The organism is Qipengyuania aurantiaca (genome assembly GCF_019711375.1).
Classification (GTDB): Bacteria; Pseudomonadota; Alphaproteobacteria; order Sphingomonadales; family Sphingomonadaceae; genus Qipengyuania; species Qipengyuania aurantiaca.
Genome location: NZ_CP081295.1, coordinates 92,673 through 108,896, shown reverse-complemented (window position 1 = coordinate 108,896; position 16,224 = coordinate 92,673). Strand labels below are relative to the sequence as shown.

The following is a 16,224-nucleotide window of genomic DNA, read 5'->3' as shown; positions in this document are numbered from 1 at the left end:
CATTCTAACACTTCGATTGCGTGCCAAAATTTTCGAGATCCTCGGAGGGAATGCGCAGCAGGAAAGTCGGGAAGCGCTGACCTTCTAAAGAATGTGGCCTTACTCCAGCCTGTGACTCGCTGAATGTCGTTTGCCGACATTCCCTCGGAATAACGGTCAAAGAAACGTCTGCCAGTCGGTAGCGGCTTGGATGGAGAAAGATGTCTAGACATTGGAGGCAGCGCTTTCTCCATCTGAACGGCAATCTGTTTCTCAATGAACCACTTGGTGACGTCAAATGCGGCACATGGTAAACCATTGCAATGAAAGCATGGTTCGCGCGTCGCTATCTCGACCTCCTCGGGTCGATCTACATCTATAACGAGCATCGCGGATATACCGCGCTCGACCGGGTGCTGGAGGCGGTGAAGGCCAAGCATCCCGAGGCGACCGAACTTATCGCGGCGGTCGAGAAGCACCGGGCGGACGAGCGCAAGCATTACACCATGTTCAAGCGCTGGTTCGAGCTGCGCGGGACTATGCCCATCGCGCTCGACCGGACCTTCGGCCACATCGACCGCTTCATTGAGATTACCTTCGGGACCTCGATCGACAGTCTCGACACCGATGCCATCATTGCCAGCGACGATCTTTTCGAACGGCTGTGCCGCGTGATCTCGCTGACCGAAAAGCGTGGCCTTAAGCAGGTCGAGATCCTGCTCGACCACCCGATCGTCAAACAGGACAAGGCGCTGCACAAGATCTTCGAGGTCGTCCATGTCGACGAGCCCGATCACTTCCTGCCCTATGACAAGTGGCTTGCCGAAAACCAGAGGCGGATGCCCAACCGGCGCGAGGTCTGGATCGACCGGATGATCCATTCCGAACTGCTCTTCATCAAGCTGCCGCTGCTGTTCCTCTGGTTCGGGGCGCCGCGCAGGACCGAATGGCGCGATGCGGGCGAGAGCAATCCCAAGCCCGCGCCCAAGCTGGCCGTGCCTGCCTGAGCGAGACCTCCATGCTGAAACGGTTCTTCACCCGCCGTGCGGGCGGCATGCTATGGCGCAACACCGTGGTCAGCACCGGCGTGTTCCTCGTCGGGCTGGGCGTGCTGTGGCTGCTGGTCGAGCAGGCAGGTGTCGATCCGGTGCTGGCGACAGGCATCAGCTTCCTCATCGCTAATTCGATCCACTATGTTTTCGGGCGAACCTGGATTTTTGCAGGGTCCGAGCGCAAGCTTTCGACCGGCTACGCGCTGTTCCTCGGCAACGCGATTGTCGGCCTCATCGTGACGGTCGGCTTGTTCTGGGTGCTGACCCATTGGACCCCGATAAATTATCTGGTCGCGCGCGTCATCGTGTCGGTCTTTGCGGGGCTGACGGTGTTCGTCCTCAACGCCGCTTTGAACTTCAAGCAGGTCTGACACGCGCCGCGCATTGACTTTTTGCACTGCAGCATCCACATGGCGCCCATCGAAGCGCGCAAGCCAGCGTGAAGCGGCGATGTGAGAGACATCCATTGCCCCGGCCGCGCCTCGGTCCAGTTTTCCAGACTTCCCTTTTCACGCGGGTGGTTCCAACCCCCGCGCCGCGCGACGATTCCGCCCGGAATCCGTCAGCGCGCCGCATATTTTGCGAGTTTATCCATGACACAATTCACTGACCTCGGGCTATCGCAGCCCGTGCTCCAGGCCCTCGACATGAAGGGCTATACCGAGCCGACCCCGATTCAGGCGCAGGCCATTCCCCCCGTGCTCGAGGGCCGCGACCTGATGGGTATTGCTCAGACCGGCACCGGCAAGACCGCCGCCTTCATGCTGCCCAGCATCGACCGTCTGCGCGATGCCGACAAGCAGACGCCGTTCAAATCCTGCCGAATGCTGGTTCTCGCCCCGACGCGCGAATTGGCGGGCCAGATCGCCGAGAGCGCCAAGGATTACGGCGCTCTCGCGGGACTCAAGGTGCACTCCATCGTGGGTGGTACTTCGGTCAACAAGGACCGCAACAAGCTGCACCGCGGAACCGACATCCTTGTCGCCACGCCGGGCCGCCTGCTCGACCTGATCGACCAGAAAGCCTTCCGCCTCGACGGTGTCGAAGTGCTGGTGCTCGACGAGGCCGACCAGATGCTCGACCTCGGCTTTATCCACGCGCTGCGCAAGATCAGCGAGCTTGTGCCCGATGACCGCCAGACGCTCTTCTTCAGCGCCACCATGCCGAAGCAAATCCAGGAACTGGTCGGCAAATATTGCCGCAACCCGGTCAAAGTCAGCGTGACGCCCGAAAGCACCACGGCCGAACGCATCGACCAGTATCTCTTCATGGTCCAGCAGGACGAGAAGCAGACGCTCCTCGAACTGGTCCTGTCTGAACGCCACCAGGTCCCCCGCAAGTTCGAACGCGTCCTGATCTTCGCCCGCACCAAGCATGGCTGCGACCGGATCGTGAAGAAGCTCGGCCAGGCTGGCATCCCGGCCAATGCTATCCATGGCAACAAGAGCCAGCCGCAGCGCGAGCGTGCGCTGGACGAATTCAAGCGCGCCAAGACGCCGATCCTGATCGCCACCGATGTCGCTGCGCGCGGTATCGACATCCCGGGCGTCAGCCACGTCATCAATTACGAACTGCCCAACGTGCCAGAGCAATATGTCCACCGCATCGGCCGTACCGCGCGTGCGGGCCGTGACGGTGTCGCCATCGCCTTCTGCGCCGAGGACGAGCGCGATTATTTGAAGGACATCCGCAAGAAAACCGACGCGGAATTCGAGCGTCTGCCGCTGCCCGACAATTTCCGCGCGGTGGTCGAAGGCGTGGGTCCGACCAAGCGCGAGCCCAAGCAGCGCATGGCCAAGCCCAAGGTCCGTCCGATGGGCGGTGCCGCCAAGCCCAAGCCGAAGCAGAAGCACCCGGCGCGTAAGGGCAAGCCTGCCGGTGCAGGGCAGGGCGGGCGTCCCGGTGGTCGCCCCGGCGGCAATCGCAATCGCAACCGGAATCGTCGTCGCAGCCAGGGCTGAGTGAAGCGGCGGTTGCCCTTGCAGCCGCCACTCGCCATATCGCGCGCTCACGCAGACAGGAGCGCCTTATGGCCGAGACCTACGATTACGACCTTTTCACCATCGGCGCCGGTTCGGGCGGGGTGCGCGCATCCCGCGTGTCGGCTGCGCACGGCGCGAAGGTCGCGATTGCCGAGGAACATCGCGTCGGCGGGACCTGCGTCATTCGCGGCTGCGTGCCCAAGAAGATGCTCGTCTACGGCGCGCATTTCGCCGAGGACCTCGAGGATTGCCAGCGCTTCGGCTGGGAGATCGGCGAGAAGAAGTTCGACTGGGCCAAGCTGCGCGACAACGTGCTGGCCGATGTCGACCGGCTCGAAGGCGCCTATACCGACACGCTGAACAATCACGAGGTCACGATCTTCAAGGAGCGCGCCGAGATTACCGGCCCGCACGAGATCACGCTGGCCAGTGGGCGCAAGTTCACGGCGAAGTATATCCTAATTGCCACCGGCGCACGGCCGCGCATGCCCGAATGTCAGGGCGCCGAGCACGCGATCAGTTCGAACGAGGCCTTCCATCTCGACGAACTGCCGAAGAAGATCATCATCGCGGGCGGCGGCTATATCGCCAACGAATTTGCCGGCGTGTTCAACGAGTTCGGCTGCGATGTGCATATCGTCAATCGCGGCGACCGCTTGCTGCGCAGCTATGACGAGGCCGTGCGCGACCGCCTGCTGCAGATCAGCACGATGAAGGGGATCAAGTTCCGCTTCAACACGACCTTCGAATACATCAAGCCGTGTGACGAAGGCGGCTATTTCGTGAAGATGTCGGACTGCGACGAGGAGAAGGCCGACTGTGTCCTCTTTGCCGTGGGCCGCGTGCCCAACACCGAAGGCCTGGGCCTCGACAAGGCAGGCGTGGAACTGGGCGAAAACGGCGAAATCAAGGTCGACCGCTTCAGCAAGACCAGTGTCGACCATATCTACGCCGTGGGCGACGTGACCGACCGCGTGCAGCTGACCCCGGTGGCCATTCGCGAAGGGCAGGCCTTTGCCGACACCGTGTTTGGCAAGGGCAAACCGGTCGCGGTCGACCATAGCTGCATCCCAAGCGCCGTCTTCAGCCACCCGCCGATTGCCGCTGTCGGCATGACCGAGGGCGAAGCGAAGAACAAGCTCGGCAGCGTGAAGGTCTATCTCTCCGATTTCCGCCCGATGAAAAACGTCCTTGCCGGTCGCAACGAGCGCAGCCTGATGAAGATGGTCTGCGATGGCGACAGTGGAAGGATCGTCGGCATCCATATGATCGCGCCGGAAGCACCCGAAATGATGCAGGCCGCCGCCATCGCCGTGAAAGCAGGGCTGACCAAGGCCGATTTCGACGCGACCACGGCCATCCACCCGACCATGGCAGAGGAACTGGTCCTGATGCGCTGACGTTCAGCCTCTGGACAGTCCGGAGCGCGGAAAATGCACGCATGATCAGGATGATGAGCCTAGCAGTGCTTGTTTGTGCGGCCTGCGCTCCTGCCGACGACAGTCCCGAGGCAGCGCAGACCGCGCCGGAGGATGCGGCGACCTACGCCACGCAGACGAGCGCGCCGACACCCGATTACAAGACGCTTCTGGCCGAGCCGGCGCTCGGCACCGGCAGCTGGGTCCGCCGCGAGGCCAGCTCGCCGCTGCCCGCCGATGCAAAGGCAATCGGCGAACGCTGGATTGCCCGGCTCGACGCGCGCAAGGTGCTGAACGGCTATGGCCTTGCGGGCAAGGGCCCCGACGGACCGGTCAAATCCATCGACACTGGCCTGACCGAAAGCGAATTCGAGGACTGGGCGCAGCGCAATGGCTGGAGCGTTCCGACCCATATCGCCTGGACCTTCGTGCCCGAACTCGTTCTCCCCCGGGTCTCGGATACGGCCAGTCCGGGTATCCGCGTCTGGCCGGCCTCGACCGCGCGCACCGGTGCGCAGAACGAGGCGCTGTTATGGGGAAGGGTCGAATTGCGGGATGGCTGTGTCTACGGCGATCTCGGTGAAGGGAAGCCCGAGAAGCTGGCCTTCTTCCACGAGGAAATCGGGCTCGATGTCGATGGCGAAGGGTATTATATCCTGCGCGACCGGGTTTCGGGGCGCACGCTTGCCCGCATTGGCGAGCAGATGAACTGGGGCGGCCCGCCGTCGGCCTATATTGCGCCCGAACTGGAGCGCGAAATCCTCGAAAATTGCGGGCCGGGCGAGATCCACGTGGTCGGTTCGCCGGAATCGCAGGAGCGGTTCCTGACCCAGTACCCGCATCTGCGCGATCCGGTCGTGCCGCCTCCACCCCCGCAAGGCTGATTGCAGCGCGCAGACCCTTCGCCTAGGCTCGCCCGAAAGGGAGGCAAACCAATGGCAGGCACTGTTCTTGTAACCGGCGGCACCGGCTATATCGGCGGCGAGGTCATCGACCGGCTGCTGGCCAAGGGATACACGGTCCACACCACGGTCCGCGATGCCGCGAAGAGCGAGCCGAAGCTGCGTAGGCGCTGGCCCGATGCTGGCGAGAAGCTCAAGGTCTTCTCCGCCGATCTTCTATCCGACGATGGCTGGGCCGAGGCCAATGCGGGCTGCGACGCAGTGGCGCACGTCGCCTCGCCATTCCCGCTCGATGTGCCGAAGAACGCCGACGATCTCATCATCCCTGCGCGCGACGGCACGCTGCGTGCGCTCGAATTTGCGCACAAGGCGGGGGTGAAGCGCTTCGTGCAGACCAGCTCGGCCGCCGCCATCGCCTATGGCCAGCCCGACAAGGACCATTTCGACTACACCGACTGGACCGATCTCACCGCCAACCCGCCGCCCTATATCCAGTCCAAAACCGTGGCCGAGCGCGCCGCGCGCGACTGGGTGGCGCAGAACGCGCCCGACATGGTGTTCTGCTCCATCAACCCGGTCGCCGTCTTCGGCCCGGTCTATGACGACGACATGTCCACCAGCGTCGAGATGGTGAAAAAGATCGTCGACGGCTCGATCCCGCTCATTCCCAACGTGGGCATCTGCATCACCGATTTGCGCAATGTGGGCGAGGCGCATGTCCGCGCGCTGGAAGCGCCTGCGGAAACTGTGCGCGGCGAACGCTTCCCGACCTCACAGAAGTTTATGTGGATCCGCGAGATGGCCGACACGATCCGCGCCCGTGTGCCGCAGCATGCAGGCAAGGTGCCAACGCGCCGTATGCCCGACTGGCTCGCGAAATTCCTCGCCCTGTTCATGCCCGAAATGCGCCAGATCAAGGGCGAGCTTGGCAATGTACGCGATGTCTCGGGGCGTCATACCGAGGAAAAGCTCGGCTTCACCTACATCCCCGCCGAACAGACGCTGGAAGACACGGTGAAGAGCCTCGTCGCCAAGGGCATCGTGAAGGCATGACGACTTTTGCCGGCAAACGCATCCTCGTCACCGGCGGGAGCGACGGCATCGGGCGCGAACTGGCGCTGCAGCTGCGGGATCGCGGGGCCGAGGTGACGGTGACCGGGCGCGCCGCGCAAAAGCTGGCGGCGATGGAAGCGGAAGGCTTCCGCACGATCGAGGCCGATTTCGCCAACGCGGCGGGCGTCGACGCCGTGGTCGCTGCCTGGGGCGACGCGCCGCTCGATATCCTCGTCAACAACGCCGGGATGGGGCTGGAGCACGATTACCGCAAGGGCAAGACAAGCTCGGCCGATATCGAGGCCAACATTCACGCCAACCTCACCGCGCCGATCCTGCTCTCGGCCCGCTTGCACGAGAACCTGAAAGCCGGGCGCGATCCGATGATCGTCAACGTCACCTCGGGCCTCGCCATCACGCCGAGCACCTCGGCGCCACTCTATTGCGCGACCAAGGCGGGCCTCAGGTCCTATTCCATCGCCGCGCGTGAGCAGCTGCGCGAAAGCGCCATCCATGTGCTCGAGGCGCTGCCGCCAATGGTCGATACCGAGATGACGCGGGGGCAGGAGGCGAAGAAGATGTCCGCGCCCGATTGTGCCGCGGCGATCGTGGAAGCGATGGAGAAACGCCGCGAGGAGGCACACATCGGCCTCGTGAAGACGCTCAAAAGCCTGCACTCGATCTCGCCGAAACTCGTGCAGAAGATCCTGCTGCGTTTTTGAGCGCGATTGCAACCCGTGCAATGCCGCGCCACAAGATGGCTAACGATTCGGGGCGCATCGAGGGACTATCAATCATGAACATGCTGGCTTCACGCGGGCAGCTGCGCGCTAGTTTTATCCGCTGGGCACTGTTCCTCGTGCCGCTTTGCCTGCTGCTCGGCTTCCTGTCGGGCCGGATCGGTTCGCCCGATACCGAGTGGTTCCGGATGCTCGCCAAGCCCGGCATCTTTCCCGAGCCCAAGTGGTTCGGCATTGTCTGGACGATCCTCTACATCATGATCGGCTTCGCGGTTGCGCTGGTCGCCTCGGCCTGGGGCGCGCGCGGGCGGACGGCGGCGCTGTGGGTCTTCGCCGTGCATTTCGCGCTCAACCTCGCCTGGTCGCCGGTCTTTTTCGGATTGCAGCAGATCACGGGCGCGCTGGTGGTGATCGGGCTCATGATCGTGACGCTGCTCGCGGTCATCGCGCTGTTCTGGAAGGTGCGCCGGCTCGCGGCCGTGCTGTTGCTGCCCTATCTCGCGTGGATCTGCTTTGCCGCGCTGCTCAATTACGAGTTCCTGCGCCTCAACCCCGATGCCGACGGCGGCGCGCAGGGTGAGCGGATCGAGCGAGTGCGGATCGGCAATTGAATCCCGTAGCGCGCACGCCTAGATAGCGGCCATGCAGAGCCAGAACCCCATGATCGCCGACTTCGTCAAACTCGCCAATTCGGCGGCCGGTACGCTGGCCGGCATGACCCGCGAAGCACGTGAGACTGCGCGCGAACGGGCCAAGGAAGCCTTCGGCGGCATGGATTTCGTGACCCGCGAGGAATTCGACGCGGTCAAGCAGATGGCCGCCAAGGCGCGCGAACAGGCCGAAGACCTCGCCGCGCGCGTGACGGCGCTGGAAGCCAAGCACAAGTGACACCGGCCCCTGCTGGCAGGTAAGGCGGCGCGATGCATTTGCGCGCGCCTGCTGTCCTGCTTGCCGCTCGACCGCATGGCGAGACGGCCGTGATCGCGCGCCTCCTGACCGAGGAGAGCGGCGTCGTGGCGGCCTATGTCGCGGGAGGGCGCGGGCGGCAGCTGCGCCCGGTCGTGATCCCGGGCAATCTCGTCGAAGCGGAAGTCCGCGCCAAGTCCGACAGCCAGCTGCCCTTTGCGCGGCTCGAACTGGCGCAAAGCCGGGGGCCATGGCTGACCGAGCCCTTGCCTGCTGCCGCCATCGCCTGGACCTGCGCGCTGACCGCCAGCGCCCTGCCGGAGCGCAATCCCTATCCCAGCCTCTACAGCGCGCTTGCGGCCCTGCTCGACGCTATCTGCAACGCCCCTTCGGCGCGAGGCTGGGCGGCGGCCCTGGCGGCCTACGAAGTGTTGCTCTTGCGCGAGCTTGGCTACGGCGGCGCGAAGCCCGTGATAGGCGGGCTTGAGCAAGCTCTGGAAATTCTGCGCGCAAACGAGGCCCCGATTGCCCGTTACCTGCTTGCCGACACCCGCGCCGACGTTCTAGCCGCACGGGTACTCCTGATGCAGCGGCTCGAACGGATGGCCTGACATGAAACTCGCGATATTCCCCGGCGACGGTATCGGACCCGAAGTGACCGCCGAGGCCGTACGGGTGCTCGATGCGTTGTCGCTTCCTCAGCTTACCACGTGGGAAGGCGATGTCGGCGGCATCGCTTACAAGCGCCACGGCCATCCGCTGCCGAAGGAAACGATCGAGATGGCCCGCGCCGCGGATGCCGTGCTGTTCGGCGCGGTGGGCGACCCCGACTGCGACGATCTGCCGCGCGAACATCGCCCCGAACAGGCGATCCTCGGCCTGCGCAGCGAGCTTGGCCTGTTTGCGAACCTGCGCCCTGCGGCGGGCTATCCGGGGCTGGAAGATATGTCCTCGCTCAAACCCGAGATCGCGCGCGGGATCGACCTGCTGGTGGTCCGCGAACTCAACGGCGACGTTTATTTCGGCGACAAGGGCGAACGCACGAGCGAGGGCGGGCGCGAGGGGTGGGACGCCATGTCCTATAACGAGGCCGAAGTGCGCCGCATCGCCCACACCGGCTTCCGCGCCGCGCAAAAACGCCGGGGCAGGCTGACCAGCGTGGACAAGGCCAACGTCCTTGAAACCAGCCGCATTTGGCGCGAGACTGTGGTGGAAGTGGCGAAGGACTATCCCGATGTCGCGCTCGATCACATGTATGTCGACAACGCGGCCATGCAGATGGTCCGCAGCCCGGGCCAGTTCGATGTCATCCTGACCGGCAATCTGTTCGGCGACATCCTCTCCGACCAGGCGAGCGCCTGCGTGGGCTCGATCGGGTTGCTGGCCAGCGCCAGCATGGGCGAGCGGCAGACCGAATACGGCACGTTTGGCCTCTACGAACCGATTCACGGCAGCGCGCCCGACATAGCGGGGCAGGGCAAGGCGAACCCCATTGCGGCCATTCTCAGCCTCGCCATGCTGTTGCGTCATTCGCTGGGTCGTGAAGCGGAGGCGGGCCGGATCGAGCGCGCCGTCGCCAAGGTCGTGGCGAGCGATATACGCGGGGCGGACCTCGGCGGGACGTCCTCGACCAGCCAGATCGGCGACGCCGTGCTGGACGCTCTCACCGCAGAGTCTTGAATTCGAAGCGAAAGCGCGCCACGCCGCGCGCATGACGCTCGAGCTTGCGATTATCCTGCCCACGCTCAACGAGCGCGAGAACCTGGCTCCGCTGGTCGAGCGGATCGAACAGGCGCTCGGGGCCGAGGGTTGGGAAGTGCTGGTCGTCGATGACAATTCTGCCGATGGTACGGCGGAAGAGGCGCGGCGACTTGCGCGAGAGGACGGGCGGGTGCGCGTCATCCATCGCATCGGACGGCGCGGCCTCGCAAGCGCGGCCATCGAGGGCTTTTGCGCTACCGCCGCGCCCTTCGTGGCGGTGATGGATGCCGATCACCAGCACGATCCGGCCTTGCTCGTGGCGATGCTGGAGGCGGTCCGTTCGGGCGAGGCGGATGTCGCCGTCGCCAGCCGCTTTGCCGATGGCGCGAGCACGAAGGACTGGGCCAATCCGGGGCGCGAAAAGCTGTCGGGTGTCGCCAACCGCCTCGCGCGCAAACTGACCGGCGTGGACCTCACCGACCCGATGAGCGGGTATTTCCTGCTTCGCACGCAGACCGCGCTGGCGCTTGTGCCGCGCCTTTCGGGGATCGGCTTCAAAATATTGCTCGACCTGCTCGCGACCGCCGACACGCCGCTGCGCGTGCGCGAAGTGCCCATGCAGTTTGCCGCGCGGCGGTCGGGCGAAAGCAAGCTCGACCGTGCGATCGCGGTCGACTTCCTCGCCGGGCTCTACGACAAGAGCTTCGGACGGATCATCCCCACGCGCTTTGCCCTGTTCGGCACGGTCGGCGCGCTGGGCGTCGGAGTGCATCTTGCGATCCTCTACCTCTGCCTGTTGGCCGCGGGGGCACAGTTCGCCTGGAGCCAGGCCATCGCCACTCTGGGCGCGATGACCTTCAACTTCTGGCTCAACAACTTCCTCACCTATCGCGACCGGCGGCTAAAAACGGCGAGCAAGCTGCTGCGGGGCTGGGCGAGTTTTGTGGTCGCCTGCACGGTTGGTGCGCTCGCGAACGTGGCGGTGGCGAGCCTGCTGTATGCACGCGGGCTCCATTCGCTGCTTGCCGCGTTGGTCGGGATCGCCATCGGCTCGGTCTGGAACTATGCCCTGTCGAGCCGCTTCGTCTGGGGCCGCTACTGAGCGGTCATTTCCACGAGGGGAGCCAGGCCCAGGCCTTGAAACTCATCGGGCCCGCCAGCGATTCGGCGGCGAGGATGGGGTAGAAGTAGACGAAAACCACTAGGCTAGCCGCCGGGACGATCCACGCGGTTCGCCTCCAACCCGCGCTCCGCAAATCGTCCAGCGCCAGCGCCAGCGCGACCAGCAGCATGGTGCCCGGCAGGAAATAGTGGTGGTAGAACTGCACCGGCTTGGCAGCGAAGATCCAGAAGCCGAGCGATATCGCATAAAGCAGCGCCAGTGCGCCATGCGCCGGTCGCCGCGCCGCAATCCCCTGCCACGCGCACCACAGGAGGGCGGGGAGACCGAGCAGCATGGTCAGCGGATTGCCGATCAGCATGACGCCTCGCTGCGCCCCGTCGACAGGCTCGTAAAGATACCAGAGCGCGCGCCAATTCGCGATCCATTCCGGCCAGGTCGACTGGTAGTTGTGCGGCGGCAGAACCTGTGTCTGGAGGTCCAGCATCACGCGGTGGTGTGCCACGATCCCTTCGGCAATCGGGTTCACGGCGAAGAAATAGCCGGGCGAAAAGGTCAACCAGTAGACCGCGAGCGGCAGCAGGCCGAGCCACACGAAGGCTTCGAGCAGCGTGATCCCCGGCACCGGCATTCCGCGACGGCTGAGCAAAAGGCGGCGGCGTCCCGCAAACCAGCGCAGCGCAAGGAAGCCGAGGCCCGGAAGCGCAGCGATTATCAGAGCGTTCCACTTGGCAGCCATCGCAAGGCCGAGCGCGATACCTGCGAAGATCAGGCGCCTCCGTCCCGTTTCCGGTTCGCGCATCGCGGCGGCCAGTTGCCAGAAAGCGACCGCGAGCGCGGCGATCATGAAAATGTCGAGCATGGCGATGCGCGCATGAACGAACAGATGGAAGCCGGTTGCGACCAGCACGCCGCTCGTCAGCGTGGCGTAGCGGCTGAGAGTTGCGAACCATACGGCGCGCATGACGGCGAACAGCGCCAGCGCCCCCGCGAGCGAGGACATTAGGCGCCAGCCCCAGGGATTGTCGCCAAAAACCTCGATGCCCAGCGCGATCATCTCCTTGCCGAACAGCGGATGCTCGCGATTGGAAAACTCGCCAAGCACGAGCAGGTCGCGCGCGGCAGGGAGGTAATGGACTTCGTCGAAATAGGGCGCGGTGGGGATCGCGAGGTTCCACAGCACCGCCACCCAGAAGGTAAACGCCAGCGCGGCGCACCAGCGGATCGGATCGACAGTTTGCTCGGGCGCGCGGCTCATCGCAGCGGGGCTTAGGAAAGCACTGCGCGCCCGGCAAGCGGCTTCACGCCGCTTTTGCGCGGCTTTCCAGCCAGAACAGGCGAGCGACCATCGGGAGAAGCGATAGAGAGGCGGTCAGTCCCACTGCGATCACCCACAAGGGCACGCGCATGCCCACGGCCTTGGCACGCGGGACAATGAAGATGAGCGAAATGACGACGCAGATGATGAGGTCGTACCACACCTGCGTTCCCCATAAATCCTGGGTGTGGTTAGGCAGGAAACCGAGATAGCCCTCCTGCGTGATCGGGATGGCGCTGAAGGCGATGAAGGCCGCGCCGAGGGCGGCCGCTATCCCCCAGCTCTCTTGCACTCGGCCGCGCAATGCCAGAAGAAGAATCGCAGGCGCCGCACCGACGGCGCCCAGAAAGAAGAGGATTTCCAGAGTGGTCATTGGTGACTCCCGAATTTATGTAGCGGTCGCTACACGGCCTGAGTGTAGCACTCGCTACAGATAGTCAATGGAAAATCCCCGCCAGTCCCCTGACACGCTTTTGCCCAAGCTGGCCGCTCATGTGCTGGAGCATGGCTTGGCTGGTGCGAGCTTGCGTCCGCTCGCGAAGGCTTCAGGGACAAGCGACCGCATGCTCATTTATCATTTCAAGTCGAAAGACGGGCTGGTCACCGCGCTGCTGGAGCATGTGGCAGGCATGTATTCTCAGGCGCTCGAAATGGCGTGGCCGACCGCACCTGCCGCCTCGCGCCGCGAGTGCGCGCAGAGGCTTCTTGCAATTGGACGCGCACCGATGTTCGCGCCATTCCTCAGGCTGTGGTGGGAAATCGTCGCCGGGGCGGCGAAGGGCAATGCTGCCTACCGCGCCAGCGCCGCTGCCATGATGGACAGCCAGCTTGCATGGTTCGAAGCGCATCTTCCGCCCGACGACCCCGACCCGAAAGCCGGCGCGCGGCTAGTGGCGCTGGCCGTGGAAGGCTCGCTCATGATGGATTCGCTCGGGCTTGGGGAAGTGGGCGAAGCAGGGCTTGCCGCCTTGGAAGGCTGACCCGCTTGAAGCGCCGCGCCTGCGTGCTATCCCGCCAGCCATGAAGAAGACCACCGGAACCGACCGCTCGATCACCTCGCAATGGCGCCCCGCAACGCAGGCGGTGCGCGGCGGCACGTGGCGCAGCGAGCATGGCGAGACGAGCGAGGCGCTGTTCCTGACCTCGGGCTACACCTACGACAACGCGCAGACGGTGGCCGATCGCTTCGCGGGCGAAGCGCAGGGTATGACCTATTCGCGGCTCCAGAACCCAACGGTCGCCATGCTGGAAGAGCGTATTGCTTTAGTGGAGGGCGCCGAGGCTTGCCGCGCGCAGGCCAGCGGGATGGCGGCGATGACCACCGCGCTGCTGTGCCAGGTGTCGGCCGGCGATCATGTGGTTGGGGCGAGGGCGGCCTTCGGGTCTTGCCGCTGGCTGCTCGACCATCTCCTGCCGCGCTTCGGGATCGAGACGACGGTCGTTGACAGCGCGGACAACGACGCGTGGGAGGCGGCGATCCGTCCCAACACCAAGGTCTTCTTCTTCGAGACGCCCGCCAACCCCACGCTCGACGTGGTCGATCTCAAGCACGTGTGCGAGGTGGCCAAGGCGCACGGCATCACCACCGTGGTCGACAACGCCTTTGCCACCAGCGCGCTGCAGCGTCCGATGGACTTGGGCGCCGATGTCGTGGCCTATTCGGCGACCAAGTTGATGGACGGGCAGGGCAGGGTGCTGGCCGGCGCCGTGTGCGGTTCGCAGGAATGGATCGACGAGGTCCTGCTGCCTTTCCAGCGCAACACCGGCCCGAATATCGCACCCTTCAACGCCTGGGTGGTCCTGAAAGGCCTCGAAACCCTGAGCCTGCGGGCGATGAAGCAGAGCGAGAACGCGGTCGAACTCGGCAAGTTCATCGAACCGCGTGTGCCTCGCATCCTCCATCCCGGCCTGCCAAGCCACCCGCGCCACGCGCTGGCGCTGGAGCAGATGACCGCCACCGGCCCCATCTTCGCGCTCGACGTCGAGAGCCGGAAACGCGCCTTTGCCATTCTCGACGCGCTCCAGCTGGTCGATATTTCCAACAATATCGGCGATGCGCGCAGCCTCATGTGCCACCCGGCGAGCACGACCCATGCCGGCATGACCGCCGAGGACCGCGAAGCGATGGGTGTGACCGAGGGCCTGCTGCGCATCAATGTCGGGCTTGAGGATGTCGAGGATGTGAAGGAAGACCTCGACCGCGCGCTGAAGGCGGCGGGGCTTTAGACGGGCCAACCGTTGCGGATTGCGATCCGCTCGAGCTCTCCGCCCAAGGCATGGGCTGTCGTCATTGCGGCCGGACAACGGGCGTCGTCTGTCAGCGCGCCATGAACGTCGAGACCCGCGCCTCCGATCATCGTGATCAACAAACCTTCATCCTGAGTCATTCCTGCCGCACAGCAGGGAGCAAGGACGATCTTCCGCTGCGAAGTGCGAGCCAGTTCAAGCACCAGAGCGCGGGCGAGCACGAGCAGCTTGCGGAAGTCGCCCCCGGCGGCATCGAGCGCGAGCATGGTCGCACGCGCATCCTCGAGACCATGGCTGGCAAGCCGGCGCATCAGCACGAGGCCGAGGGTCTCGTGCCGGCTGGCCGGAAGAGGCTGGGCAAGGGCGTGGGAATCATTTGGACGGGCCATGCAATCTCCTTCTCGCGAGAACATATGCTAATGCGATGCATTCGCAAGAAGGAATTCATTTGCGCATCGGCTTTGTGTTTCGGCGCACACTCTGAAATGAGCTGGACCGAAGGGAACCTAAATGTCCAAAACCGTCGAATACATCTTCGATCTCGCCGCGCCGAATGGCTACCTCGCGTGGTATCCGCTGAAGGACATCGTGGCGCGGACGGGTTCGGAGCTGGTGGTCACGCCCGTGTTTCTCGGCGGGATGCACAAGCTTACCGGGAATGCGCCGCCGATGATGCGCGATGCGGATGTGAAGGGGAAGGTGCCTTATGCGGCGCTGGAATTCCGGCGTTTCCTCGATCGGCACGGCATGGATCGCTTCTCCATGCGCCCCGACCTGCCGTTCAATTCGATCCTGCTCCAGCGCGTGCTGGTTGCCGCACAAGACGAAACTCAGCGCCAGGCGCTGGTCGATGCCTTGCTGCCCGCCGTGTGGGAGCGCAATATCGATTGCGGCGATGCAGAAACCGTAGGCCGCGAACTGGCCAAGGCCGGCTTCGATGCGGAAAGCCTGCTTGCGCGCACGCAGGATGATGCGGTGAAACAGCAACTCGCCAACAACACAGCCCGCGCGGTCGAACGCGGGGCGTTCGGCATCCCGACCTTCTTCGTCGGCGATGAAATGTGGTTCGGCAAGGAACGCCTCGAACAGCTCGAAAGCTATCTCGGCGGTGGCAAGCCCTGAGGGCTGCTAGGCCCTCTATATCAGAGGACGATGACGGCGAGCACGACCTGCGCGGCGAGCATCAGTTCGATGCGTCCTTCCCCGTCCTGGTCGGCCATTAGCCGGTTTATGAATGCGAACAGCATGGCGCTACCCCTTTCCCTGAACAGAAAGTGGCGCATGCTGCTTATGAATTCTTCATCATGTGCGGTTAACCGATCTTAAGACGGTGGGATAAGGCCGATGGCCCCCTTGCGCGACCGGGCACAGCCATTAGGTTGAGGGCGTGATCAAGGAGCTTTTCCAGCATAGCGCCATGACCGATGGCATCACCGTGCGGGTCGCGGTGAACTTCCTGCCCGAGCAATCCCAGCCCGAGGCGGACAAGTGGTTCTGGGTCTATCACATCCGTATCGAGAACGCCTCGCACGAACGCGTCCAGTTGATGACCCGTCACTGGCGGATCACCGACGGGGCGGGACTGGTCGCGCATGTCGACGGGGACGGTGTCGTGGGCGAACAGCCGGTGCTCAATCCGGGCGACAGTCACGACTACGTGTCGGGCTGTCCGCTGGACACGCCGCATGGGTCGATGGAAGGCTTTTACACATTCCACCGCGAGGACGGCACGCCTTTCGAAGTGCGCATTCCTTTCTTCCCGCTTGCCGCACCGGCAACCGCGGGCTGAATTTCCGGGCCGCGCGC

General features: G+C 64.3%; 19 protein-coding genes. 16 read left to right on the top strand and 3 right to left on the bottom strand.

Translation table 11 applies throughout. The features are described from left to right. The first annotated feature begins 302 nt into the window (after positions 1-302). The 12 genes from K3148_RS00540 (at position 303) to K3148_RS00485 (ending at position 10,835) form a co-directional block, all read left to right on the top strand. Complete coding sequence (locus K3148_RS00540; protein ID WP_221425414.1) at positions 303-986, top strand: ferritin-like domain-containing protein; 684 nt, start codon at positions 303-305, stop codon at positions 984-986. An 11-nt stretch (positions 987-997) separates the two neighbouring features. After that, positions 998-1,402: a GtrA family protein gene (locus K3148_RS00535; protein WP_221425413.1), complete on the top strand. Its 405-nt coding sequence runs from the start codon at positions 998-1,000 to the stop codon at positions 1,400-1,402. A gap of 222 nt (positions 1,403-1,624) precedes the next feature. Further along, a complete protein-coding gene (locus tag K3148_RS00530; RefSeq protein WP_221425412.1) occupies positions 1,625-2,992 on the top strand; it encodes a DEAD/DEAH box helicase in 1,368 nt (455 codons plus the stop codon). Positions 2,993-3,060: 68 nt separating this feature from the next. After that, a complete protein-coding gene (gene gorA, locus K3148_RS00525) occupies positions 3,061-4,413 on the top strand; it encodes a glutathione-disulfide reductase (RefSeq protein ID WP_221425411.1) in 1,353 nt (450 codons plus the stop codon). Positions 4,414-4,463: 50 nt separating this feature from the next. Then, complete coding sequence (locus K3148_RS00520; protein WP_221425410.1) at positions 4,464-5,315, top strand: hypothetical protein; 852 nt, start codon at positions 4,464-4,466, stop codon at positions 5,313-5,315. 51 nt (positions 5,316-5,366) lie between these two features. Beyond that, entirely contained in the window at positions 5,367-6,386 is a 1,020-nt protein-coding gene (locus K3148_RS00515) for an NAD-dependent epimerase/dehydratase family protein (protein ID WP_221425409.1), read from the top strand. Further along, positions 6,383-7,108 (top strand): SDR family NAD(P)-dependent oxidoreductase, encoded by a 726-nt coding sequence (locus tag K3148_RS00510; protein WP_221425408.1) that lies wholly within the window; start codon positions 6,383-6,385, stop codon positions 7,106-7,108. The genes K3148_RS00515 and K3148_RS00510 overlap by 4 nt, the downstream gene beginning before the upstream one ends. 74 nt (positions 7,109-7,182) lie before the next feature. Beyond that, positions 7,183-7,737: a TspO/MBR family protein gene (locus tag K3148_RS00505; RefSeq protein WP_221425407.1), complete on the top strand. Its 555-nt coding sequence runs from the start codon at positions 7,183-7,185 to the stop codon at positions 7,735-7,737. A 31-nt stretch (positions 7,738-7,768) separates the two neighbouring features. After that, positions 7,769-8,014: an accessory factor UbiK family protein gene (locus K3148_RS00500; protein WP_040965904.1), complete on the top strand. Its 246-nt coding sequence runs from the start codon at positions 7,769-7,771 to the stop codon at positions 8,012-8,014. A 32-nt stretch (positions 8,015-8,046) separates the two neighbouring features. Then, entirely contained in the window at positions 8,047-8,643 is a 597-nt protein-coding gene (recO, locus tag K3148_RS00495; protein ID WP_221425406.1) for a DNA repair protein RecO, read from the top strand. Position 8,644: 1 nt separating this feature from the next. Then, a complete protein-coding gene (gene leuB / locus K3148_RS00490; protein ID WP_221425405.1) occupies positions 8,645-9,712 on the top strand; it encodes a 3-isopropylmalate dehydrogenase in 1,068 nt (355 codons plus the stop codon). Between the two features lie 31 nt (positions 9,713-9,743). Beyond that, the gene (locus K3148_RS00485; RefSeq protein WP_221425404.1) at positions 9,744-10,835 is read left to right on the top strand and encodes a glycosyltransferase family 2 protein; all 1,092 of its coding nucleotides are present in this window, start codon (positions 9,744-9,746) and stop codon (positions 10,833-10,835) included. Between the two features lie 4 nt (positions 10,836-10,839). Here K3148_RS00485 and K3148_RS00480 read toward each other — a convergent pair whose 3' ends face one another. Together K3148_RS00480 and K3148_RS00475 are read right to left on the bottom strand one after the other, a co-directional pair. After that, complete coding sequence (locus tag K3148_RS00480; protein ID WP_221425403.1) at positions 10,840-12,111, bottom strand: phospholipid carrier-dependent glycosyltransferase; 1,272 nt, start codon at positions 12,109-12,111, stop codon at positions 10,840-10,842. 43 nt (positions 12,112-12,154) lie between these two features. After that, a complete protein-coding gene (locus K3148_RS00475) occupies positions 12,155-12,544 on the bottom strand; it encodes a hypothetical protein (protein WP_247711599.1) in 390 nt (129 codons plus the stop codon). A 67-nt stretch (positions 12,545-12,611) separates the two neighbouring features. On the opposite strand from K3148_RS00475, the gene K3148_RS00470 reads away from it, so the two are divergent. Then, positions 12,612-13,151 (top strand): TetR/AcrR family transcriptional regulator, encoded by a 540-nt coding sequence (locus tag K3148_RS00470; RefSeq protein ID WP_221425402.1) that lies wholly within the window; start codon positions 12,612-12,614, stop codon positions 13,149-13,151. A 40-nt stretch (positions 13,152-13,191) separates the two neighbouring features. Then, positions 13,192-14,397, top strand: a complete 1,206-nt coding sequence (metZ, locus tag K3148_RS00465) for an O-succinylhomoserine sulfhydrylase (protein ID WP_221425401.1) — start codon at positions 13,192-13,194, stop codon at positions 14,395-14,397. Here metZ and K3148_RS00460 read toward each other — a convergent pair. After that, a complete protein-coding gene (locus K3148_RS00460; protein ID WP_221425400.1) occupies positions 14,394-14,807 on the bottom strand; it encodes a DUF6628 family protein in 414 nt (137 codons plus the stop codon). The two genes, metZ and K3148_RS00460, sit on opposite strands and share 4 nt — an antisense overlap. Before the next feature lie 121 nt (positions 14,808-14,928). Between K3148_RS00460 and K3148_RS00455 the strand changes: the two genes are divergently transcribed. Further along, positions 14,929-15,540 (top strand): 2-hydroxychromene-2-carboxylate isomerase, encoded by a 612-nt coding sequence (locus tag K3148_RS00455; RefSeq protein ID WP_221425399.1) that lies wholly within the window; start codon positions 14,929-14,931, stop codon positions 15,538-15,540. 268 nt (positions 15,541-15,808) lie between these two features. Continuing rightward, the gene (gene apaG / locus K3148_RS00450) at positions 15,809-16,207 is read left to right on the top strand and encodes a Co2+/Mg2+ efflux protein ApaG (RefSeq protein ID WP_221426562.1); all 399 of its coding nucleotides are present in this window, start codon (positions 15,809-15,811) and stop codon (positions 16,205-16,207) included. The last annotated feature ends 17 nt before the right edge of the window (positions 16,208-16,224 follow it).